This is a genomic window from Acinetobacter proteolyticus (assembly GCF_000367945.1).
In the GTDB taxonomy this organism is placed as follows: Bacteria; Pseudomonadota; Gammaproteobacteria; order Pseudomonadales; family Moraxellaceae; genus Acinetobacter; species Acinetobacter proteolyticus.
This window is the reverse complement of sequence record NZ_KB849179.1, coordinates 1,948,072-1,974,372: the sequence shown is the minus strand read 5'-3', so window position 1 is coordinate 1,974,372 and position 26,301 is coordinate 1,948,072. Positions and strand designations below refer to the sequence as shown.

The 26,301-nt window shown below is 36.8% G+C and carries 1 protein-coding gene (only partly in view); it reads left to right on the top strand.

Translation table 11 applies throughout. The annotated features are described in order from the left end of the window. Positions 1-540 precede the first annotated feature (540 nt). On the top strand, positions 541-26,301 hold the 5' portion of the coding sequence (locus F993_RS20410) for a tandem-95 repeat protein (RefSeq protein ID WP_004655081.1). Its footprint extends 12,795 nt past the window's final position; only the first 25,761 of its 38,556 coding nucleotides appear in the window; it begins with the start codon at positions 541-543; its stop codon lies beyond the right edge, outside the window.

The following is a 26,301-nucleotide window of genomic DNA, read 5'->3' as shown; positions in this document are numbered from 1 at the left end:
TCTCCACCAAAATTCGTTATATAAATCAGCCTCTTTTTTAAGTGGCTTTTTTATTGGACAGGCTTTTGACAGGTCCAGCCTGTCTGTAATTTTCTCATCTCAATCTTGTTCTTGTCGCCATGCATCCACTTCGCATAGCGTTTTATCATCATCTGCAAGCTAGCTATGTTAAGTAGAGATTCTCTGGCCAGACCTGGTCTAAAATAAGAAGTATCGTTTTAGTTATTGGGAGAGATAAGTTGAATTTACGAAAATTAAAAAACTAAATTGAAATTTTGGATTAAATAAAATTCTATACAGGCTTTGAAAAGGAATTAAGTGAATATATTTATAAAGAGTTAATTCTATTAAAGAATACATCTAAAAAGTTAAGTTGATCTAAATAAAATAAATATCTTTTAATTCAACGAATTAATAATCGAAATTATGAATAATAAATAGAAAAAATAAATTGCTACGACACTCGACAAGCACTAATATCGAAGAAATTTTATCTATTTAACAAAAACACACAAATTAACAACAATCTGGGGTAGTGTCATGAGCAATAAAGAGTTCAATGCAAATATGCAAGAGCAAATGTGGACAGTTGAGCAACTTGAACCAAAGCTTTTACTGTCAGCGGATTTAATGCCTGGCGTGCATGAAATATCTGGAAATATTGAAAAACCTGGTGAACAAAAGCAATATGAATTTGTCGTCACAGAGAAAACTAAATTTTTCTTTGACGGCGTTAATGGGGAAAAATTTAATTGGTCGTTAAAAGGTAAAGAGAAAGGGTTAAATTTCTCACCAATTTCTTTAGAAGCTGATGCACATAAATTTCTTGAGCTTTTACCAGATACATATCAATTAACAGTCGATGGTGAAGATGACAAGACTGGTAATTATTCATTTAGGATTTTGGGTGAGAGCGCTGCAGTTAACTTGAACTTAAATGAAACAACTGAGCTCAAACTTACACCATCGACTCAAGCGCAATTGTATAAGGTACAACTTGATCAGGGGGATCGACTTTATTTTGATAGTCAAACTACTGCAGTAACTTGGAGTATGTTTGATTCAAATGCCAATTTAATTATTGATAAATCTAATCAATCCAAAGGGTTTCAGGCAACCAAGACTGGTACTTACTGGTTATCGATAGAAGGAAGCAGTCATCAAAATAGTGTAAATAGTTCTTTTATCTTGTATTCAACGAAAGACTCAATAGATGTTTTAAAGCTAAATGAAAAGCAAAAGGTTATATTTAATAAACCATACGAGTCTAAAAAATATACATTTGATTTAAATCAAGATCAATGGATTGCTTATGATCAGCTTACACAAGGAGTTTCAGATACAGAATGGTTGATTGAAGATAATACTGGAAAGCTGATTTTTTTGAATAAACAAACTGAAAATGCAGAAGCAGCCCCTAAATTTTTGAAAGCAGGAAGCTATAATTTAGTATTTAATAGTCTAGCTAATATTCAGGGTGAGATTACTTTTGAGCTGAAAGGTAGCTCAGTTTTAGAAGGGAATATAGATGAAAATAATCCTAATCTAACCGTAGATGTAGACAGTTCGAAATTTATCAAGATAGAAAATAAGGACAATGATAGCTTAGCCTTAATATTTGATAATTTAGTTGAAAGCGTTGAACTAAAAAGAGAAGGAGTAATATCAAAGGAGGTGTTTTTTTCAAACACTGGGGTAGAGTATTATAAAGTATATCTAACGAAAGATGATTTTGTTAATATTGAGAAAAAAAGTAATTTATCCTTGTTAAGGATGTTTGATGAAAATGGTATTGAAGTAGCCAAATCAAATGAAAATAGTCTTCAGTATTATTCAGAAAAATCTGGATATTACTATTTAGGTGTAAGCTATTCTGAAAATAATAATTATTTATATTTTGAAGAGGCTAAAAATTTAAAAGATAAAAAAGACAATATTATTTTTTCATATGTACCATATTTAAATAAGATTAAAGAAGTTGGGGATGCGGGCGGATCGATAGCAACTGCAAAAGAAATAAAACTTCAAGCCTATAATAGTTTAAAAGTAGAAGTTGGAAATAACAATACAAGTTATGCAGATGTTGATTTCTTTAAAATAGAAGTAAATGTAGGTGATCAAATTAGTATTTCGACACCAAATGGATCTGGTATAGATGGTTATTTAAAGATATTTGATAAAAATGGAAATTTATTAACTTTAACAGATGACTCCCCATTAACATATGCTTTTAACACGAAAGGAAATTATTACTTAGCTTTTGGTTCATATAGTAATCGTAATTATAATCCATTGGTGGAAAATAGTGCTGGGACAGGGGGGGGTAAAGGAATAATAGATGTATATATTGATTTTAAAAAAGCAACGCCTTTACCAAAAGTATATTTAGTTGATAATCAAGGTAATTTAATATTAGAAGAAAATTTCACTCAGTCAGGAGTTCTAAAACAGAGAATAAATAAGGAGCAAGAATATTTTCTCTGGATAAGCACACCAGAAACTAAAAAAAATATGCTTTCATATAGTGTTGGACTTACTAAAATAGTGAAACAAGAAGTTGATGTTTTAGGAACAGTTGAGCAAGAATACAATTTTAACAGTATCTTACAAACATATGATATCAATTTGAATGTCAAAAAAGCTGGTACATATTTTATAAAAGCAGGTGTGAATTCTGGAGATTTTTCTTGGACGCTTAAGGGTCTCGGAATTGAAGCGATAGAATCTAATATTAATGGTGCTGAAAATATAGGAGCTTTAAAACCAATCTATTTGGCAGAAGGTTTATATCAACTTACGGTTGAAAATTATGATGCTATTGGTAAATTTAATTTAGATTTTATTTCAACAGATACAATCTTAAATCTAGATTCGGGCTCGGAAATATTAATAAATGAACTAGAACCAAATGAAGCGGTTCTCTATAAGATCGAATCAAAATATTTAGATGAGTATCTATTTAATGTAGATAAAAATAATTCGAATCTAAAAATTTCTATTTGGGATCAATATGGGGGAGTTGTTGTCAGTGATGTAAGTAATGATCTAAGTGCATATCAGGATTACAAGCAAAGTAGTCTTTATATATCAATAGTAAATAATGGTATAAGCAATACAATTCATGATATAAAATTTAAATATGTAAGAACAGAACATAATCAACCAACTGTTGTTGTTAAACCAATTTATTTAAATCAAGGGATCTTAGAGGCTGCTGAGCAACTTCCACGAGATATCAAATATAGCTTTAATGCTGAACATGATGGTCTAGTTACTTTTGAATTTATTAACAATATCTATGAAACAGTAAGAATAGTTGGACCAGAAGGCGAAATTTTCTCTGGATTTTCTGGTGATGCTGACAAAATACAAGCTAAATGGCTTGTTTCAGGTCAATACTTTATAGAATTTAATAATAAGCTTGAAAATACACCATTTAATTTTAAAATTAATGATATAAGTCAATATCCAATTTTAGATCAAAATGTATTAAAAAATCTAAGTTTAAATATGGATAATTTTTTTCAAGTTTATCATTTTAATATGAGTGATGTTTATGATTATTCATTGAAGTTTGATGGTGGTGCTCAGGATTTTAATTTTAAAATATTAAGTTTAGATGGGATTGAAATTGTTCGTGGTGGTGGGGAGATAAATAAAGTTAATCTTTTTGGAAAAGAGTTGATTGATGATTATCTTTTAATAATTGAATCTAAAAATGAAGTGGATTTTAATTTAAATTTTATTTTAAATTCAAGTAAGAAAACATTGAATCTAAGTGAGGATAATAGTTTTAATTACAACTTTGATCATTCTTATCAATACAAAGAAGTTGAAGTGGTTGTCGATGAGGCCGGTTTATATTTCTTTAATGCCTCGATTTTTAATGGTGGACATTGGACGCTTGTTGATAGTAATGGTGGAAACGAGTTTGTGCCTAATCCTTCTATGCCAAGCCGTTTGTCTGAATTGGAAGGGAGAGCATTTAATGAAACTAGATCATTTTATTTGGCGAAAGGGATTTATAGATTAATTCTTAACGGATCATCTAATAGTGATGCAAGAATTAAAATTGAAATAAAACAGAAAAAAGAAATTTTAGAAATTGGTGGGTCTAATGGTGAGCTAATTATACCTAGTATCAAAGCCAATGGGAGTGAATGGTTTAAAGTTTCAGGAAATCTTTATAAAGACTTTCTTTTTAAGTTAAAAGAAGAAACACCTGATTTGAATTTGACACTCTTTGGTGAAGATGGAGATTTGATAAATAGTGGGTTAAATCCGAATGAAATATTTAGTTTAGATTCGGATTTTAATTATGTTTATGTGGTTGTTAATAATGGTGCTACAGAAGAGAAGTCAAATTTAGTTTTTCAAACAAAAAATAAAAATAGAACTGTAAATTTGAATGAGGACTTGCAGTTTGAATATGATCATGTTTTAGAGAAATCTAATTTTGTATTTCAAGTGGTTGAATCTGGTTGGGTTACTTTTAAATTTGATTCGAGTGATTTTGAGGGTTTTAGTCTAAGTAAAGGATCTAGCTCTATATTTGATGGTAATGCTGAATACTTTAATCATAATGATGGATTTGGTTTAAAAACATTATGGTTGGAGCAAGGAGCTTATGTTCTTAACTTCAAGAAACCTGAATCTAGATTTTTAAATAATATTGAATTTGAAGGTGACGTAAATTGGTTTAAATTTTCTATTGTTACCAATGATAATATTGAAAAAATAGAATTAAACAGTAATGTTGAGCTTGATTTTTTAAATGCAGATGCATATAAAATTTATACTTTTAGTGTTGATAGTTTTAAGGATTATAACTTAAGTCTGATAGCGGGAAGGAATATTCAATATACATTGTATACAAGCAATGGAATTCAAGTGTTTGGTGGTCAGCTCGGTCTTGGTGAAAAAATAGAGAATATTGCTGAATTCAATCGGTATTATGATTATAAAAATTATGTTTTAGTCCTTTGGGGAGAACAACAAAAAAACTCTATTCTCCTTGAGGAGGTTGATAGTACTTTACCAGAAATCCCAGTGGTTTCTTCGACTTCAGTTGGAGAATCAGAACTGGTTATTTCAGGTGTGAGTAGTACTACTGAGAATTTTGAAAAAATATCCTTAAATGTTGAACAGGATGGAATGTATTTTATTACCAATCTTAAGGATGACGGAAGATTATATTGGGGGATAGTCGGTGCATCTTTTATTACAAATAATGATTTAGTGAACCAAGTTTACCTTAAGAAAGGTATATATAATCTTATTATTGTAAATCCGGAATTGGTTGAAATTGGCTATGAATTTAAGATATTACCAGTTTTAAAAATTGAAAGTGAAATTAATAAACAAGAAGAAACAGTTGTTGATTCATTGGCTGCGGGTGGAACAATATTCTATAAACTTACACTAGATCAAACAGATGAATTGTTTTTTAGAAATTTGAGTCAATATAATGACTTAAAAGTAAGTTTGTGGATGGAAGATGGTTCATTTATTGATTACTTTGGTGATTCTGTAAAGCTTTTTGAAATTTATGGAGATGCTAAAAAACAAAAAACGATTATATATTTAACAATTACAAATATTTCAACTGAAAGTATCACAAATTTTAACTTTATTGTTGAAGATAATATCAAGAAAATCAGTCTAAATGTTGATAATGTTTTTAATATGCATGATAGTCAACAATTTTTTACTTTTAAGTTTAATGTCGAAAATGATGGTTGGTACAGCCTGAATTACAATGGTTTAAATAATTATGCTGCTAATATTTATCAAGTTGTAAATGGAAGTTGGTTGCCTGTAAGCCGCTCTTTATATACTGATATGGATTTTTATAAATTAGAAAGTGGTAATTATGTTATTCAGTTTTATTACAATTATGTGCCAAATTTTGCTATGGAAAGTAGTCCGACTGATTTAGGAGGTGGTCGTAATTTAACAGTTAATATTTCGGATGTTGAAGCGCCGAAAAAAATATCTATAGAAAACCAAAATATAGCAGTAAGCGAACATACACAAGTTTATGAGTTTCTTGTTGATCCAGATTTTAATTATTTTATTGATATTCCAGAGCTAAATGGTAGCGAAGTTAGTAATTTTACTTTTAAATTATTCGATGAATATGGTAGAGAGCTTGTCTATGAAAATTACTATGCTATGTGGAGGCTTCCATTAAATGAATTTGGTAAAAATTATTGGCTAGTTATTGAAAATAATAATCAGACAGAAATTTTATTCAATATTTTAAAGCAACCAAAGCAGATTCATTTGTCAGTCAATGCAAATGAAAATACTGCTTATGAACTTGATTTGTTAAATGATTATCAAGGGCAAAATATTATTTTAAATATAGAAAAGTCAGGCACGTATTTCTTTGAATTGCCAATCGATGAAAATTTGCAATGGGATTTAATCGGTCTTGGCCAACAAAATGGTTTCCCTAATAGAGAGTCTGTACTTTCACGTAGTGAGGAGTTTAACAGTAATAATGCTGTGCTAGCTTTCCATTTATCAGCGGGAACCTATAAACTCGTATTACGACCATCACAAGCGATGCATGTTGCATTTAATATTATTCCGGCAGCACAAGCTGTGAATGTATTAACCAATACGCATACTGTCATTGACCAATTAGCTGCTGGTGAGGTTAGGTTATTCCGTGTATATCAGGACTACTTTGCAGTTTATACTGAAAGCTATAATCAATTCTGGTTAAGCTTAATTTCTGAGAATCTTGGTCTTGAGTTTAATTTCTGGACGCAAAATGGTGAACGACTTTTCCTAGATTATGTTAATGAAAACGAAATTATTAAATTATTAAATACGCAACCTTACTTTTATATTTCAGTAAAAAATATTGGTTCTGAAGTTCAAGAGAATATTGAATTTGTAGTTACCAAAGAAGAGCATATAGAACAAGTTGCTGAAGTCGAAACGATTCATTTAGACCAATTTGTTTCAATTGCTGGGAATGCGCTAAGTGACCAGTTAACATATGAATTTTCAACTACAGAAGATGGTTTTATCCGTTTTGATTTCAAACAGTTGGCGTATCAATATATAAAAATAACAGGTTCGGATGGTTTTATTTTTGAGGGAAGTCCTAGAACACTAAATAGTTTAACAGGGCAGTCTTTAGAAGCATTCTGGTTGAGAGCAGGCCAGTATAAGCTTGAGTTCAAAAATAAAATATTTGGAAAAAATTTAGAGTTTGTCGTTCAAAATCAGTCAAAGCTTGCCAGTATTATCGCTGATGAAACTGCCCTTGTAACTTTAGCGGCTAAAGGGGGGTATCAATTCTTTAACTTAACGTTAAACAATCAGAATGATACTGAATATTGGTTACATCATGTCATTACTAGTGGACAAAATTTATCTGCTTTACGATACACACTCTATAGTCAGGACGGAAAGAAACTTTCAAATGGTACTCTTTCGACGCTGTATCAAGCTTTAACTACACAGGGTCCCAATAGCCAATATATTTTATTGATTGAAAATTCTAGTAACTCTCAAATTGAATATCAACTTAATTTACTCAAGAAGCAAAACCCGCAACCACTAGTAATTGAGCTTAATAAAACTGTAAATGATCAGTTTTTGGGACTTGAGCAGCAGAAAAGCTATACTTTTACAATCAATGAGATGACTACACTGAAGTTGGAGCAGCTCTCATTAAATAGTTCAATTAATAATTATAAGCTAGTAAATAGTAAGGGCTTAGAAGTCATTCTTAATAATAATAATTACCTTCTCATTGCAGATACATACTATTTAACTGTAGTCAATGATAGTCAACCAAATGATCGTGCCAACCCATTTAGCTTTAAGACGGTTGCCGTGAACAAATCGATTGACTTGAATTTAAATATATTGACACAGATTTCATATAATCAAGGAATACCAGACAAGTTTTTGAAAATTTATTTGAGTGAAGATCGACTTTATGATTTGAGTAGAAATAATTATCAGCATGGTGGATTTGTTATATATGATTTACAAGGTAATTATATAAAAACAATTGAGCCAAGTTATTATAATTATGGTGTTGGTTTTGAAGTTAACCAAACAGGTAATTATTTGATTCGACCTACTTCTTATTCAGATTATGGTGGAAGTATAAGTTTTACTTTGACAGATAAAGCTAAATATCTAAATCTTGCTGAAAGTGATTTTGTTAGTGGGATTTTAAATACTTATAATAGTCAGCAAAAGTATAAGATAAAAATTGAAAATCAATCTTTGTACAAAGTTAATGGGAATAATTCGAATATTTTTTTTTCAATTAAGAAAAAAGATGGGGCTGGGAATGTTTATGAAACTCCATTAAATGGAGGAGGCTATTTTTCTTTAGAGTCTGGTGAATATGAAATTACACTCACTAATACTTCATCAAGTAGCAGTGGATACTATTTACAGATTCTTGATTTACTAAAACCAAATAACAATGAACTTCAACTGAATCAAAAAATAACGTTGAATTCTGAGTATGGCCAAAAAGCAAATCTACAAAATTTGAATGGACAGGCAGGCGAAACTTGGCTCATTGATATAAGAAATACTGGCGCTAATTACCATGAGGTTCTTTGGGAGCTATATGATCCATCTGGAAAAAGAGTAATTTCCTCTTCTCAATCTGGAAGTCAGGATAACGCTTTTAAATATACTTTAACACAATCAGGTCAATACACCTTGTTGATTTGGAGTTATTCATCCAATTTAGCTAGAACAACTTCTGTCTTAGTCACTCAACCTGTTGACGTTAAACAAACCCTTAATATTGGTGATCAGGTTTCTAGTCAAATTGTCAAAGCTGGAGATGTGCATACATACACACTGAGATTGGATAAACCAACTGCTTTTATTCTAGATGCTGTATTAGGAAATACTAATTTTAGTATTATCCGTGAAGATGGGACAATAATTGATACAAATAGCTATTCAGTACAATATTTAACAGCAGGAAATTATCGTTTTATATTTAGTGGTAATAGATCTGATACACCTACTTATTCATTTAAGTTAGTTGACTATATTGCAAAGTCATCAGTCGTGAATCATGTTGAAAATATTAGCTCTGAATTAAAAGTTGGTGAGAATTTGGCCTTTATTGAATTGAATACAGAGCCAAACCAAAAATATAGTTTAGATTTTACAACCAGTACAGGGCTTTGGTATCAGATTGTAGATGCGTATGGGCGGATTTTAATTTCAGGCAATGATTATAATAACAGTAATACATTTATAGCACCTAACGATCAAGCTTATTTGATCATTAGAAGAGCAAGTGGAAGTGCGGTTAATGCTTTCAACGTACAAGTTGTACCTGTGTTAAATACTGTATCTGTATTACCATTGGGTCAAACGGCAAATGTATCTATGTCAAAACTTGCTGATCGGGCTGAATATACTTTCAGTATGGCAAGCGAGGGGTGGTTGGTTCTAGAGAACATTGCTTCTAGCGACATGGGTATTACACTGGCTTTACGGAATCAAAATAATAGTCAGATTTTTAGTCATAACAACTTAACATTTGCGAATGGGCTTGCCAGAATTTATCTTGCAGCTGGACATTACACACTCAGTGTAAACTCCAACAGTGATCAGGCAGCGACATTACAATTTGATGCTCGTATTGATCACATAGGTGCATATAGCAATGTAGGCCAAACCCTCAATACTGCTCAAGAATTGTTCCTGAAAAATGGTCAAACTGAAATAAACCTGCTCCAACCAGTGACCAATCAGCCTTATCTCTACAGATTTATACTAAATCAGGGAGATAGCTTTAATGCCATACTTTCTGAGGCTCAAGCAGGACAAATCCGTCTGCTAGATTCATCAGGAAACGAAGTCGTTAAAGGAGCAGCAGGTTCCATACAGCATAATGCAACTTTAACAGGTATTTATTATCTTGAACTTAAAAATAGCACCGCTGGTACTCAGCATATTACACTGAACCGCAGCAAAGGAAATCTGACTGAAAGCACGGATGTTGGCAATACGTTTGCTACAGCTAAAGAGTTGAGTTTTAAAACGGATACGCAGTTTAAAATTACGACTACTATTGGCGATGGTCCTAATGCCACTAAAGACGTTGACTTATATCAAATTATGTTGGTTGCTGGAGAATATTTGAATATCTCCTCATACACCAATAGTAACTTCCTAACACGAATTTTCGACTCTGCTGGTAATGCAGTTTATTCTACTTCGTATGGCGGAGATGGTTATTATTATAAAGCGATTACAACAGGTGTTTATTATATTGGATTAAGTGGTAATCTAAATAATAGCTATAACCCGTTAACGGGTGAGAATGTTAAGGATGCCTATACAGGAAATAATACTGTTGTTTTAAGTCGTCAGTCCGGATTGATTCGTCCAATCACACAATTCTCTGAAGAAATTAATATACCAGAAAGTATGACTTCTACAGAAAATTGGTCTGGAATTATCAATACAGGTTCATCTCAGGAATTTTATTTTGAAGTAAAGTCTGATGGTTTATATTATTTAGATCGTATCCAGTCGACTTATAATTCTTCTTATAATTACAACGTTTCTGTTTTGGATACGCAATCAAGAGTTGTTGGGACTGGTTTTAACGTTGCTTATTATTTAAAAGCTGGTGTATATAAATACATCGTCAATAATGCATCGTATGCAGAAAATTTCCAATTTAAATGGATGAACTTGTTTGCTCAGGCGACAGTAATTCAGCAAGGTCAATCTGTAACTTTAAACTATTCAAAAAATGCAACAGCCAATCGTGTATACAAGTTCTATGCAGAAACTGGCCAAACCATACAGTTCAATAGTTTAGGACAAGTATCAGGTACTGTTCCTCCTTATAGGATTGTGAATGAATTTGGTCAAGCTGTTACTGAAAATAATTTGAGTTCATCACAAGATGGTTTATTGATTAGTCTGAAACATAGTGGATATTATTATATTGTTTTTGATGATACATCGAATGGATATAATTCAGAATATTATCAATACTCTGGTTCGGTTTCGTTCCAAGTTGATAGTATTGATTTAAGAAATATTCCTCAGCTTCATTTAAATGACAAAAAATCTGGAATTTTAAATGCAGCCAGCCAAGAAGTTACCTATGATCTAAAAATAGATAAAAAATCGACAATACTCTTTGACCTCTTAACTGCGACAGATTCAAACCTTTTATTTACGATTATTGATCGTTCGGGGAATACAGTTTTTTCTGATTATTCAAATAATCTGATCAATAGCAGATTGTTATCATTAAATGCAGGTACTTATAGAGTTAAGGTTCAAACAGCTTCTTTTAGTCAGCAGGTCTATGGCTTTAAACTTCTAGATTTAACTCAGGCACAGCAACTCAGCAGTGGGCAAATTGTTGAAGATCGTCTTAAACCCGAAGGGGAGCTATCTGCATATCAGATTACAGCAAATGCTGGAGATCGTATATTTATCGATTTTGATGAGTTAATTGCACAAAGTTATAACTATTACAATGGACAATGGAAACAAAACTATACCACTCAATTGATCGTGATAGATCCATATGGTCGTCAGCAAGTCATTTCAAGAAATGATATCAATAATCTGGGCTCAGAGTTTGTTGTCACCGTTTCAGGTGTGTATACGATTCTATTTGATGAACTCAATCGTGATGATATTGAACTACCATTCCGTATGGCGGTATATGTTCATGCAGCCTCTAATCCAGTCGTCATTGATTTAGAAAACAATGCTTCACGAGTTGATCTATCGATAAACGAGCTAAAAGTACGTAGCACGGATGGTGATATGATCAAATCAGGCAGTCAGTTGGAGATAAGCTGGACTGCAACAAATATCGGAAACAGTAATTCTTTTGGAGATTTTACGGATCGAGTTTTGATAAAAAATAAAAGTACAGGGGAAATTATCGCTGAGAGCTTAGTTTTATATTCTGAACAGAGTTCTGGTGCCCTTTTAGTTAATCAATCTATTAACCGTACTGTACTTATTAAGTTACCAGAGGGCCGCCTTGGTGTTGGTGATTTTGAAATCATTGTTGAAGCTGACTTCTATAATCAGCAAAAGGAAACATCTGAATCGCGGAAAAACAATCAAGCTGTCATATCGTTTAGTAGTGAGTTTAGAAATTATCCTAACTTATCGGTAGATCACATCACATTGACACCTGCACATAATTGGCAGTCTGGTGATTCCGTTACTTTAAATTGGGATGTTAAAAACTCTGGCCAAGCGCCTGCATCTGGTTCATGGATAGAAAGAGTTGAAATAATTAATATTACGACAGGGTCGATTGTTGTTGCTCAAGATATTTTAATGTCTGCGCAAAGTTTAGCTCAGAATAGTGAAATCAAACGTCAATTCAATTTTGTTTGGCCATCGGATATTTATGCGATTGGACAGTTTTTGATAAAAGTTAAAGTCGACGCTTTAAATTCGATTCCTGAATTCAGTCAAGACGGTTCATTAGAGAATGATAACGAAGCTCGGATTGAGGTGATTGCTGGACCAGATTTAGTGGTTAAAAATTTACAATTTTTGCAATCAAAAATTCAGGCTGGAGATCTTGTCACCGCTGTATGGCAAGATGTTAACCAAGGAAGTGTGGCAACGCCTACAAATTATCAAGATCGACTGACTGTCCGTACAAAAAATCCAGATGGTAGCGCTGGTAAAGTGATATTAAATTTTGCCGTTGCATTTAATGGGCAGGATGCTTTGCCGATTTTGGCAGGTGAGATACGTAATCGTAGTTTCAGCTTCACGATGCCTGAAGGTGTAGATGGTATTGGCCAATTTATTATTGAAGTTACTGCAGATAGTAATATTGCTGGGCAGGGTATTGTCTACGAAGTCAATTCTGTAGGTAATGCTGAAGCAAATAATAGCTTAGCCGCAACATTTAGTTCTACAGCGCAAACTTATGCAGATCTTAGTGTCTCTCAAGTTATTGTTCCAACAAATGTGGGTGCAGGAAATACAGCCAAAATTCAATGGACTGTAACAAACAGCGGTGATGAAGCAGCAGAAGGTCAATGGGTTGATCGTATTATTTTAAGTCGGGATGCGATTATTGGGAATGCCGATGATATTATTTTAGCAAACTATAATCGCGTCAAAAATCTAGCGGTTGGCGAAAGCTATCAACAAGATATCTCGCTCACAATCCCACCACGTCTACAAGGCAGTTACTATATTGCTGTAGTGACTGATGTTAATCAAAACATCAAAGAACCAGATACTAGAGCAAATAATCAGGTCATTTCTGCCCAGTTTAATATTATAAAAACATATGCTGATCTGAGTCCTGAAATTGTTCAACTCCCGACTGTATTAGGTCGTAATGAATTAGGGCGTGTGAGTTGGAAAGTCTCCAATAACGGTAATTTGACAACAGATATTAATCGTTGGGTCGATACGGTTTATATTTCAACCAAGTCAACATTTGATTCAAGTGCAACGGTATTAGGTTCTGTGACGCGTACGGGTGCTTTGACAGTTGGAGAGTCTTATCAAGCCTATCTTGACTTTTCATTAAATGGAAACCTCGGACAGTATTATTTATTTGTTAAAACAGATAGTTATGGTGCTGCTTATGAGCCGGAGCACACGCAAAATAATATTGTTGTTTCTCAGCCGATTGTTTTAGAGGGGGAAAAATTACCCGATCTTCAAATTTCTGATGTTCAGGTTCAAACGCAATGGCAATCAGGTAACCAAGTAAAGCTCACATATACCTTAAATAATACGGGAACAGCAGATTTTACCGGTTTGGTCTATGACCGTGTTCGATTGATTAATAGCAATAACCCTAGCCAGATATATAATTTATCAATCTCTCCTACCTCTTTTAATCGTGCTATTGCAAAAGGGGAAAAATTTGTTCAGGAAGTGTGGGTTAACGTACCAAATATTGCATTAGGACAATGGAAGTTAGAGGTGACTTCTGATGTTCATAATTACGTGCGTGAGTTAGATGTGGTTAGCCATACAGCAAATACTGTAATTGAAATGGTGAGCCCTGATCTTGTTGTTGGTAATTTAAAAACGACGGGAGTTCTACAAGGTGGTCAGAATATTGATATCTCATGGACAACCTACAATCAAGGGAGTGCAAAAGCTGCTCAGGTTAAGGATATTGTTTACCTATCACTTGATGATGCAATTGATGGTAGTGACATTAAAATTGGTGAAGTACTCCATACCGAAATCGGCAGTTCATCATCTATTTCATCTGTACTGAATTATAAAATTCCACAGCATTTATCTGGGCATTGGCGTCTTATTATTGTTACTGATGCAAGTAATAAAAATGCTGAATATAATGCGGAAGATAATAATCAATATTCACAAAGCCTTGAAATTGCGAAGGCAGAATATGCTGATTTAGTTGTTAAAAATATCAGTGTACCAACTCAAACAATTGCTGATCCTGCAACATTAAAAGTGGAATGGACCGTATCAAATATCGGCACTGGCGTTGGGCTCAATACAACGTGGACAGATACGGTGATTTATTCTAGTGATGATATCCTAGGTAATTCAGATGATATTGTTTTAGCTAAAGTTATCCATGATGGAGCACTTGAAAAAGACGCAAGTTATACTTCATCTGTTCAATATCGATTTGGTCCAAACTTTACTAAACATGGTTATATCTTTGTTCAAACAGATAGTTTAAAACAAGTTTGGGAAAATGATTTAGAGGCGAACAACACCGCAAAATCCGATCATATCGTTGACGTAATGCCAAAGGCTTACGCAGATTTACAGGTCAATAGTTTATCAATTGACAATACTCAGCAATTAATCAGTGGTTCAACAACCACGGTAAAATGGTCTGTTTCCAACCAAGGGATTGGTATTACAGATAAAGATACTTGGGTTGACCGTATTTGGTTAAGTAGTCAGGCTGATGGCAAAGGGCAAATCTGGGAATTGGGATCCATTCAACATTTGGGCTATTTAGCTGCAAACCAAGGTTATGAACATTCTTTGGCAATTACCCTACCAAATGGATTGTCTGGTACTTACTATATAAATATGAGTACAAATACAGGGAATAGTGTATTTGAGTTTATATATGGGGACAATAATCAGAAGTTAGGCTTAACGACCCAAGTCCAACTGGCAGAATATCCTGATCTTATTGTAGAAAATATTACACTTCCAGAAACTGCATATGAGGGGACGGAAGTTGAGTTTAGTTGGAGTGTCCGTAACCAATCGGGTAAAAATGCGACAGGCAGCTGGATTGATAGTGTTCGGTTAATTTCTTTAGATGGTAGTAAATCTCCAATCTATTTAGGAAATTATAGTTATACACAAGGCTTGGAAATCGGTAAAACCTATACTCGAACAGAAAAAGTAGGACTACCTTCGCGTTTAGAGGGGGCATGGCGTTTAGAGGTTGTGACCAATGCTGATTTAGGTAAAAACACGAACAGTCAAATTTATGAACATGCTGCTGCACGTTTAAATAATCGTTTAATTTCTGATGATATCTTACGGGTGGATTTAAATCCTCGTCCAGATCTACGAGTTACGAAGATAGAGGCACCAGAAAAAATCATTGCTGGTGGCAAAGGCAGTGTCAAATTTACAGTCAGCAATATGGGACCATTGGTCACCAGTAGTCAATGGAAGGACTCTGTTTACTTATCTCTTGATGGTAAGTTGAGTTCTGATGATATGTTGATTGGGCGTTATGATAGCGGATCAGCATTAGCCCCAACTCAAAGCTATACCACCATTACAGATGAATTTACCGTACCATTACGTTATCGCGGAGATGTTTATATTATCGTCGTATCTGATGCTGGCAACAGCATCGATGAATATCCGAATGAAAATAATAATATTCGGGTAGAAAAGCTTTATGTTGAGCCGACACCTTTTGCCGATATTGTGACCAGTGATGTGATTGCACCTGATCAAGCGAGTCATGGTAGTAAAATTACGGTTGATTATAAGGTAAGCAATAAAGGTTCTGCCAAGACGCAGGGTGATCAAAGTAGTATAAATAGCTGGATCGATAGCGTTTGGTTGACGGTTGATAAGCGCCAACCAGATCCTTCTAAAGGGGATAAAAAATTAGGTGATATCCGTCATACCGGGTTGCTTGAGGTTGGAGAGGACTATTTAGGGCAAATAACGGTCACAATACCTGAAGGGACATATTCTGGTCGGTATTATATTACGGTCTGGAGTGATACCTATGATGCTATTTTAGAAGATACCCTTGCAACCAATATTAATTTGGATGATCCAACACAGGTCGATAATAATAACTATAAAGCAAGAGCGATTGATATTTTAGGTTTCTCACCACCAGACTTTACTGTAGTTGATATTCAAGCGCCAGTTCAGGCTGTTGCTGGGGGAAGTTATCAATTTAGCTATACGGTGAAGAACCGTGCCGATGAGTTTGAAGGCACTTGGACCGATGAAGTTTGGTTAGCTGATAATACAGATCTCTCTAAAGCCACTATTCGTTGGAAACTCGGTGAATTTATTCAAACTAGAAAGTTGGGTTACAACGAAACTTACACTGTAGAGCAGGTTATTCCTTTATTGGCTCCATCAGTGACAGGTTTACAGTTAGTTGTTCAGACCAATAGTAAGCAACTGAAAGACACAAACGATAAGGTTAAGCAAGAGAAAGTTAAAGAAAACAATACTGCTGCGGTGGCTTCTAGCGTGACTGCATCGGCATCAGATTTAGTTGCGACAAAAGTTATTGTTGATCCACAAGTATTTTCTGGTGAGACGGTCAATGTTTCTTGGACTATCGAAAATAAAGGGGCAGATGTTTGGACTGGTACACGCTCATGGATGGATTATATTGTTATTAGTGCATATCCAGAATATCGTCCAGAGTATTCGACACTGATTGGTTCGGTGGAGCATTCCAATGCACAAGGATTAAAATCAGGGGCAAGCTACACCACGACAGGCCAATTCAGCATTCCTGCTGGCTATGATGGACAATACTATATTTATGTGTTCAGTGATGCAGCTTTAAGTCTTGGTGGTAAGCCATTTATTCCTTTGGATGCCCTCAATGGTACAGATAATAAATTTATTTTGGAATCTTATCAAAAAGCAGTATTTGAAAATAACCTCATACAAAATAATGTTATTTCGACCTCATTTAATGTGGTGTATCGAGAGCCTGATTTAGTCATTCAAGATGTCCAAATTTCCAACTCCAATCCGAATTCAGGTGAAACAGTTACGGTGACGTGGACTGTTAAAAATACAGGGACTCGCGATACACGAGTGAAGAGTTGGTATGATGGGGTTTATTTATCGATCGACAATACTCTGGATGCTTCTGACTATCCGGTCATAGATCGTGGTGAATATACCGAAATAGCAGGTAAAGTGAAGTTAGTGGTTTTAGAAGATGTTCTGAAGGTTGGGGAAACCTATACACGATCAGCAACATTTACCGTACCCGCTGCAATTGGTGGTCATTTTAATCTGATTATTAAAGCAGATACCAATTATTTCAATGCCGGTAAAACTTCAAATGATCGTCCATCTAGTATCCGTAAAAATCTAGATACCATCAAAAAACCAAATGGGTTAGATCAAGGAACGGTTTTAGAATTTAAAGATGAAGGTAATAACGAAAAATCAATTGCTCTAACAATCAACTTTGTTAGCCCACCAGATTTACAAGTAAGCGCTGTAACTAGCCCAACTAGTGTGATTTCAGGTCAAAAAATCGATATCTCATATATCGTAAAAAATCTTGGTGGAAAAACGCCATCAGATCAAGGTTCGTGGACAGACTTGATTTATTTGTCTACTGACCGAGTACTTGATTTAAATAAAGATAAACTTTTAGGCTTTGTGAATCATAGTGGCGGCTTAGCGGCAAATGCTGAGTACTCTGCCTCAATTCAAGCCCAGATTTCAACCGAGATGAGCGGGACATATTATGTCTTTGTAGTGACAGATCCTGCTTATTATCGTGATGGAGCAACAGGTAGTGTTTTAGAGTTTGAAAATGATCTGAATAACACCCTTGCTGCTGAACAGCCATTACTTATTATTCAACCTGACCCTGTTGATTTACAAGTCAGCGATATTGTATTGCCAGCGCAAACGAAAACGGGTGAGAAGATTCGCGTTGAGTACATCGTTAAAAATGTCGCGGACTATCAAGCGCATGGTCAGTGGTCTGATGCCGTTTATCTATCTCGAAATAATACTTGGGATAATCAGGATATTTTATTGGGGCGTTTCACTCATCAAGGTGGATTAGCAGCGCAGCAACAGTATACAGGTTTCATTGAAGCGCTCTTACCGACGGTTCAAGATGGTCAATGGTATATTGTTGTCCGTCCAGATATTTATAATGAAGTGTATGAGGGGAGCATTGTTTATACTGAAACAGGTTTAAATATTGCACCAGCAGAAGCAAATAATGAAGCTGCTTCAGCCTCAACATTTACGGTGACAGTACCTAAACTATTACTCAATACCAATACAGATTTGACACTCAGCAGTGGTGATCAGTATCTCTATAAACTTGAGGTTGGTTTAGGTGAAACTTTACGTGTACGTTTAGATTCGAGTGCGCTTAGTGGCTCGAATGAAATATACATTCGTTATGAAGGCGTACCGAGTACGGGGCAATATGATTATGCCTATACTTTAGCAAATTCACCTGACCAAGAATTATTGGTACCAACGACGAAAGCGGGTACTTATTATATTCTAGTGAAATCAAGCAATTCTGCTAAAAATACACTAGCAAAAATTATTGCAGAAACCCTACCTTTATCGATTACGAAAGTCACACCCGATCAAGGTGGAACAGGGACGAATGATTATCGCTGGGTCACTATGGATATTTATGGGGCGCAGTTCTCGGCTGGTGCTTTAGTTAAACTGAGCCGTCCTGGTGTATTTGAAATAGAACCAGAGCGTTGGCAAGTACTTGATGCTACACATATCCGAGCTGTATTTGATCTTCGTCAAGTTCCACATGGCTTGTATGATATTGTAGTGACGAATCCGAATGGTGATCGAATTGTAGAGCCATATCGTTACTTGGTCGAGCGTGCCATCGAGCCTGATGTGACCATTGGCTTAGGTGGCGCGAGTCAAATTGCTCCAGGTGAGACGGGTAATTATAGTGTTTCTCTGCAAAGTCTCACCAACGTCGATACACCATATGTTCGTTTGGATATTGGTGCGGTGGAGATGGGCTATAATGAATCATTAATTGAGGGTTTAAATCTGCCTTTCATTATTTTTGGTTCAAATGTTGGTGGTCAACCTTCGGGTGTGATCCTTGGTGATCAGGCGAATACCCAACAATATGGCACCACACCAACCGATAAAAATAAACTGAATCAAATTGCTTGGGCGAATTTAGATGGCACATTAAATACCTCAGGTATTAACCTAGCACCAGGCTATGCCTTTGATGTCAATGCCTCTGGGTTTACTGGTTTTACTTTTAATATCAAAACCTACCCAGGTTTAAAAGAATGGATCAATATGGATTTTGAAGGGTTGCGTGAACAACTCTATATGATCCATCCTGATTGGAAAGCACAAGGTTTGCTGAACAATGGGGTCTATGATCTCAATAAAATTGCAGCTGGTTTAGCGACTCGCTTCTTGGATCCAGAAGAGCGTTTAACCAAAAACGAGCTTTTAGCCCTAGATTTCCGCTTTAATATTGCCGCTGCCGCCACACCAATTACACGTGCTGAATTTATTCAGGATCAAATCAAACATGCATTAAAAATGCGTGATGCGATTTTAAAAGACACGTCTGCCAATGTGAGTTTGAAAGCCTTGGCTGCGGATGAAACACAATGGGTGCAAGGTTGGCTTGCCGCCTTAGAAGAAGGCGGATTATTACGTCCTGAAAATCAGGCACCCGCAATTCGAGAGAGCGTTCAGGTTCTGAGCCTCACCGCAAACTTAGCAACAGGGATTCTGTTGGCCAAAGCGGGCGAAAATTATCAAACTAAAGCAAGTGTCTTGTCATTCTTTGAGCAAATGCAAAAATGGTATGGTGATACCTCGAAATGGGCGGGTAATCCGGAGGCGCTTAAAGCACAAATTGAGTATTATGAAGTACGCACAGGTGAAGATGGTGGTTTTGCATTAAGTCCAGTGCCTAAGAATATTAAGCCAGAAGATCTGATTTTAAATAGTGAAAACAATAAACACTTCATTAATTTTAATATTTTTGCAGGTGGTAAATCACAACTCGAATATTTACGTCATTTGGGCTTATTGGATGAAGACTTTAATCCTATTGGGGCACAGGCACTTGCCTTAACGCAATATCTAGAGCAAATTGCGGCTGTAAATACGGATGCTGTACATGTACAAGGTCCAACCGTGATGCCGCATACCGATGGTAAAAGCTATGTTCCGAGTGAAACTGCATTACCATTTAAGATCAGCTTCCAAAATACTGCTGAACAATCATTGCATCAAATTCGTCTAGTGACGGCAATTGATGAACAACTGGACCCATATACACTCCGTTTAACGGATATGAAGATTGGGGATATCAATATTCATGTTCCAGAAAATCGAAGCAGTTTTAGCAGTGATTTTGATTTCACTGGCAGTCTTGGTTTTATCTTGCGTGTAAGTGCAGGTATTGATGCAGAAAATCGCGTTGTTACTTGGTTGATTCAAGCCATTGATCCAAATACGGGCGAGCTTTCAACTCAAAACTTACACCGTTTATTAAAATTGGATGGAAATAGTAAAGGTTTTGTTGGGTATACCATTCAGTCGATTGAAACCGCGAAGTCGAATGAAGATATTGAGACAAAGGCGCGTATTTACCTCAATAATACCCCACCTGTAGATAGCCAAACCTCATTATATGTTTTAGATAATCAACGTCCAGTAACAACGCTACAAGTTGTTTCACAGCAAAGTACAGATGCGAGCCAAGTTCATTACCAAGTACAGTGGTCTGCACAAGACGATAGCAGTGGTATCAAACATGTCACCCTTTATGTTGCTGAAAATGGCGGTGATTTCAAAATCTGGCAAAAGCAACTGGTGCAAGCGAAAGGTGAGTTGCTGTTTATTGGAAAGCCGGGTGTTCAATATGAGTTCTTGGCAGTGGCAACGGATATTGCAGGAAATCAAGAGGTCGCTAAAGTAACCAATTCAGTTTTACCTGACGATGGTTCTAGACAGCAATTATTGACCGAAATAGGTAGCAATGAATCTCTACAGCAAACAACACAAATACCTCAAGCAACACCAGATCGAAGTTATTTAAATAACGCTATTTTTGTCGAAGCGCAAAAAGGTTTAACGGGTCAAATTGATAAAAATCAAAGTACAGACTTAAACTCAATTTTATCGCCGTTTAGTCTCAATGCTTTTGCAAGTGGTTTTAATGCGAGTCAAGGTGAAGTCGGCGCAATGGCCATGGTCGAGTTGCCAGACCAGCGCATTCTGGTGAGTGCTGGTCAGTATCGTAATCAACTGTTTATTTATGCAACAGACGGCGGTACACAACAAAAACCACTTTATACCTTTGATCAGCCGATTATGGATATGGCGATCGATTCAAAAGGACAATTATGGGTGTTGACGGGTCAAGAGCTTTGGTTACTGGATTACTCGACTGGTCAGATTATTGAGCGTATTAAAGGTCCTGCGAATGAGCCATTAACCCATGCTTTAGCTGTTGAGCCAGAAACAGATCGACTCTATGTTTCATCTGGAAATGGGATTGAGATTTTTGATCTTCATGCGCCAGTAGGACAGCAATGGACGCACTTCTCTAATGCCTTGGTCTCTGATTTAAGTTTTGCACCAGATGGCCGCTTATGGGCTGTACGTTGGACAAGTTCGAATATTCTTTCTCATATTGGTAAGACCGATATCATTAGTCTACCGCTGACAGGTAAAACTAAAGGGCGGGCTGAGATTGAATACACGCTCAATGGTTTAATTGATAGTTTGGTGTTTGGACAAAAGGGCACCGCATTTGAAGGCTTATTATTTGCTTCGGCCAATAACAGTCAACAATTCACCAGTAGTAGCAAATCACTGCTCAAGCAAGACAATGCTGCTGTTTGGATGATCAGCTTAGCCAAACGTCAGGCTATTCAACTGGCGCAAGGTGGTTCACGCGGCGAGTCCATTATTATCACTCATGATCAGCGAATTTTGGTGGCACAAACCAATCGTATTGACGAGATTGCACTGATTAAAGCACCAACGGTGATTGCTAGCTCAATTCAGGATGGAGCATATTTACCTCTTCCGTTGAGTCATGCAACTTTAAGCTTTGATCAGGCGATGTGGTTGGGCAACAATGGAAATGATAGTACAGACGTTGCAAGTGTATTGAATCCAGCGAACTATCGTATTGTTGGAATGGGTAAAAATATAAATCAAGTTCTGCTGCCTGAATCTGTGCAATGGGATAAAGCAACCAACAGCGTGACTTTGACTTTACCAAATATTGCAGCAGGTCAATGGCGACTTGAGGTCTCATCGAACCTACAAAGTGCGAAACAGACTCGTCTTGAGGGTGTCTATACCGCAGCATTTACGACAGTCACCGATTACAGCGCATTTGTTCACATTGAATTTGAAAAAACGCGTGCCGATCGTCTCAATGGTACGGTCAGTTATGATGTGAAACTGACCAATATTGGTCAGGATAGTATCCAAGGCCCATTATTATTGTTGCTTGATCCGGGTCACTACTTTAATGGTGGCATTGTTTCGGCAACACAAGGTCAAGGACTACAGAGTGAATTGTGGTTATTGGATATTAGTGGTTATTTACAAGCACATGGCGGCAGTTTAAAAGCTGGTGAAAGTTTAACGGGTATCACGGTCTCTGTGGTGAAAGCAGAAGACTTAACCGTGTCTAAAGATGCTGCACGTTTATTAAAATTTGATTTAGCACATCAGATTTATGCACTTCCTTATGATAATCAACCGCCAGTGATTCACTTTGATGAGACGAAGCTTAAGGCTAAAGTGAATGAAAGCTGGACTTTAGATTTAACTGCGATTGATCAAGATGGTAATCAGTTCTATTGGAGCATTGTTGAGGCACCTCAAGGTGTCAGTATTGATGCAACCACAACGGGACAACCTTCTGATCAAGGTTATCAAGCACATGCGCAACTTCGTTGGACAGCAACAACTCAAGATCGAGTAGATAGTGAGATCTTGTTGAAAGTTGTCGACAGTCGAGGGGGCGTTGCGCTTAAACGTCTCAAGCTTCAGGTTGATGGGGCAAATCATGTCCCTGTTATTGCTGCAATCAGAGATATTGTTTTAACAGAAGGTCAAAGCCTGAGCCAACAATTGTTAGCTACGGATGAAGACAGCGATCGTTTGAGCATGACGGTACGTAATTTACCAGCGGGTGCTGAATTCGACGTTGCAACTGGGAAGTTGACATGGACACCTGCGTTTGACCAAGCGGGTTATTATGAAAATATTGAGTTGGTCGTTTCAGATGCCAAACATGAAAGTCGTTACCAGTTTAATATTACGGTCAAGCAAGGATATGAAAAACCAGTGCTCTTGCCTGTGGCAGCACAGCAATTACGGGAAGGTGAACGTTTTAGTTTACAACTGGCAGGTAATCTACCTCATGGACTGATGCAGTATTCTGGACAGGAAATCAAACTAAGCTATAGTGCAGAGTGGTTACCAAGTGGCGCTATCCTGAATAAAGAAACCGGATGGTTAGAATGGACCCCAGGTTATGCTCAGGCGGGTAACTATGAGATCCCAATTCGTTTAGTGGCAACTTATACCCCAACTAATGGGGGCATTCCTGTACGGACTGTTGCAACTCAAACACTTACATTGGTGGTAAACAATGCCAATGCTGCGCCACAGTTCGAATCTAGCTCGACATGGACGGTATTGGAGGGGGCAAGTCTCCGTTTAAGTGTTTTTGCATTTGACCCGGATAACCCAGGCTTTGAACCCGCGTTTAAATCACACCCTCAAAGCCAGGCTGTTCAGATGTCTGATGTGCCTGCCTCGGTCACATATCAAGTGACAGGTTTACCTGAAGGTGCGACATTTGATCCTGAAACCTTGGAAATTTACTGGAATCCGACCTATCAACAGGCGGGTATTTATAAGGTGAAGGTCATTGCAACAGATGATGGCAATGGAACAGGTCAAGTACTGTCGACAGAGCGTACCTTTAGCATTAATGTGCTCAATGCAAACCGTACTCCAGAGATCGGTGCACTTGAAAGTGTGATTGTGGATAAAGGTGCTGTCATTGAGATTCCTGTCTCTGCAACGGATAAAGACGGTAATCCAATTGAATTACAAATTGAAGGCTTACCAAACTTTGCAACCTATACCCAAGTCCAGTCTGGTAGTCATGTTAAAGGGGTGATTCGTTTTGCACCTCAAGCTGGACATCGTGGTGATTACACCATTACCGTAACCGCAAAAGACAATGGCGATGGTGATATTAATCAAGTTCAGATTGAGCGTAAGAGTTTTGTTGTGACGGTAAGAAGTTATAGCGAAGCACCTAGCCTCAGTGTGCCGACACGAAATGTCGCCGTGGTTGGGCAACAAATTCGTATTCCAGTCGCAGTAATTGATTTAGATCAAGATACCCTGAACTATATCGTGCAGGGTCTACCTGCAGGTGCTCAACTTCTGCAAAGTACCACTTATGGTTATGCTGAAATTGTTTGGACTCCTACTGCGAGCCAAATTGGCCAATATGATTTAAGTGTTCAAGTCTCTGATCTGGGCTTACCACCTAAAGATTTAGGCTATGCCGTGCCTGAAGGCTTTGTTGCTGTACCGAATGTAGTAGCACAAGATATTCGTATTGTCGTGCGTGCAAATAATCTTGCACCAGAATTGCTTGATGTTCAGGTACAACAAGGTGGTAGCGTAGAACAGCAAGCTGATCAAATTATTCTGAAGGCCCAAGAAGGTCAGCAGTTGACATGGACGATGACGGTCAAGGATGCAGACTTAGATCAATTGTATTGGTCCTTTAGTGCCTTACCTCGAGGGGTCAATGTTACAACGCAAGCACTAGGGAATGGTCAAAGCCAGCTTGTATTTAAGTGGTTGCCATCGATGTTTGCTGCACAAAGCAGTTTAGGGACAACACAATTAGGTCAATATAACTTTAGTGTTCGCGTGACGGATGGGAGTGCGCAGCTCAATCGTAATATTCAAATCCAAGTTGCCAATGTGAATCAACAGCCTGTATTTACCAGCGTACCATTACAACTGGTATATGAAGGTGAAACCCTTTCATTTAATTTATTGGCCCAAGATGGCGATAATGATGCGTTACGTTATCAGTTAGTACATGATGCGAATACACCAGCGGGCATCTATGTCGATGCAACCACAGGCTATGTTGAATGGACACCTGCACAAGACACGGTAAATAATGCTTTAAGCGATCAGAAAGCGTTTGATCTTACTTTTATGGTGAGCGATGGTCAGCTTTCAGTACTTAAAACGGTTCAAGTCCGTGTATTGGATATTAATAAAGCACCGACCATTCAGAGCAGTAATCGAACACTATTGGTCGGCCAAGCGTTCCAATTAGATGTGCTGAAAGCTGCTCAAAATAGCCTAAGCGACAAACGTAATATCTATGTTTCAGATGTAGATGGTACAGTACAAACCCAAGCGCTTACGGTCAGTTTTGAACAGTTACCGCAAGGTGCTTACTATGATGCGACTTCAGGGCGTTTGTCATGGACACCAAGTGCGGGTCAAGTTGGAAAATTTGTATTCTATGCACGTATTTCAGATGGTTATGATACGGTCCGCCAAGCAATAACCTTCAACGTTGTTGCAGAGCAAAAAGCATATCAACCTGACCTACATATCGAAACGACACCAGCCATTCCTGTTGTTGCAGGACAAATTGTGACAGCAACGGTACGAGCAGATAGCTTCAGTGCCATTGCGAATACTGTGATTGAAGTACGTGGTAGTGCATTAGGTACGGATCTATGGCAGGCAGTCACTTTAGATTCGACCGGTCGTATGAAACTGACTGGACAGCAACCAGGATTGATTGAAATTCGGGCGACAACTATTGATATTGATGGATTTAGTCAGCAACGAACTGAAACAATCCGAGTCAAAGATCCATCGGATAACGTCGCGCCTGTTTTAACATGGCAAGGCCAGCTGAGTGGTGCTGCAATCACTACAGCACCGATTGTGATTGAAAGCACGACTGAGCTGATGGCGTTTATCAAAGAACAGCAGTTGATGGGCTAT